Below are 1,002 nucleotides of genomic sequence, written 5' to 3' on the forward strand. Positions count from 1 at the left end.
GCTTTGATAATGAGAAGAATAATGGATCATAAAAAACGGTTTCTCCTGTTTGTCGTGCTGGGGCTCTTTTCTGCCAATGTTGCCAGTCAGGACAAATACGGCCCGGATTATCCCGGAGTGAAATTTACCCAGAAGATTTTTGGCGAGGACCGGCTGTATTTCCGCTTCGGCGCGATCCACATGTCCCCGGACATAAAAACCCGCTCGATCACTCTCAGTAATCTCTCTGAAATTGCTGAAGTGGCGGTGGAGCCTGGCGAGCAGGAAGGGGAGGCGTTCAGTGACCCGCTCACCATTCCGGCCGCCATCATCGGCTACAAGCTGCGCTGGGGGGATGGAGGCTGGTCCATTGAAACCATGGCGGCATTACCGCCCACGCTGGAGCTGAAGGCCAAGGGCAAGCTGGCGGATGAGCCCCTGGTCACCGAGGCCAACGGCATTCCCACCGGGGTGCCGGCACTGGGCGAAAAGGTGGGCGAAACCAAGGTGGCACCGCCCATGGTGACCCTGGTGAAGCGATTCCGCATGGATCACAACTTCCGGCCCTATGTGGGCCTGGGAGCCGTGTACCTGTTTACCTACGATAGCCACGTCACCAACCCGATTCTCACGGAAGTGGGAGAACCGGAGCTGGAGATTCAGGATAAATTCGGCTGGGTAGGGCAGATCGGCGCGGATTGGCGGCTGAGCGATCACTGGTGGCTGGCGGCGGATGCCAAGTACATCAGCGTCAAGGAAGTGAAAGCCAAGGTGGATCGCACCTTCATCCGCGCCCCGGGCCTTCCCCAGTATCAGTTCGCGGAAGTGGGTGATGCAGAATTCGTGGCTGACATGAATGTGTATGCCTTCCACCTGGGGGTGGGGTTCACGTTCTGACTTGCCGGCGGTAATGCGCCGGTATCAGGGGAAAGCGCTTTCGTTGACCATCGACACAAACCGTAGTCAGGCCTGATGTTTTTGGTCATTGAGGCCTTGGCGGGAAACGTGAAATAGTATTTCAAA

At 56.9% G+C, this 1,002-nt stretch carries 1 protein-coding gene; it reads left to right on the forward strand.

Annotation, left to right across the window (positions count from 1 at the left end; genetic code table 11):
- Positions 1-21: 21 nt before the first annotated feature.
- Entirely contained in the window at positions 22-876 is an 855-nt protein-coding gene (locus tag B3Q33_RS03090) for an OmpW/AlkL family protein (protein ID WP_272962474.1), read from the forward strand.
- Positions 877-1,002: the final 126 nt, after the last annotated feature.

The organism is Alcanivorax sp. UBA3183 (assembly GCF_002364155.1).
Lineage (GTDB): Bacteria > Pseudomonadota > Gammaproteobacteria > Pseudomonadales > Alcanivoracaceae > Alcanivorax > Alcanivorax jadensis.

Excerpts from the sequence above, each read along its gene's own strand:
- B3Q33_RS03090 (WP_272962474.1), top strand. The coding sequence starts at position 22 with ATGGATCATAAAAAACGGTTTCTCCTGTTTGTCGTGCTGGGGCTCTTT.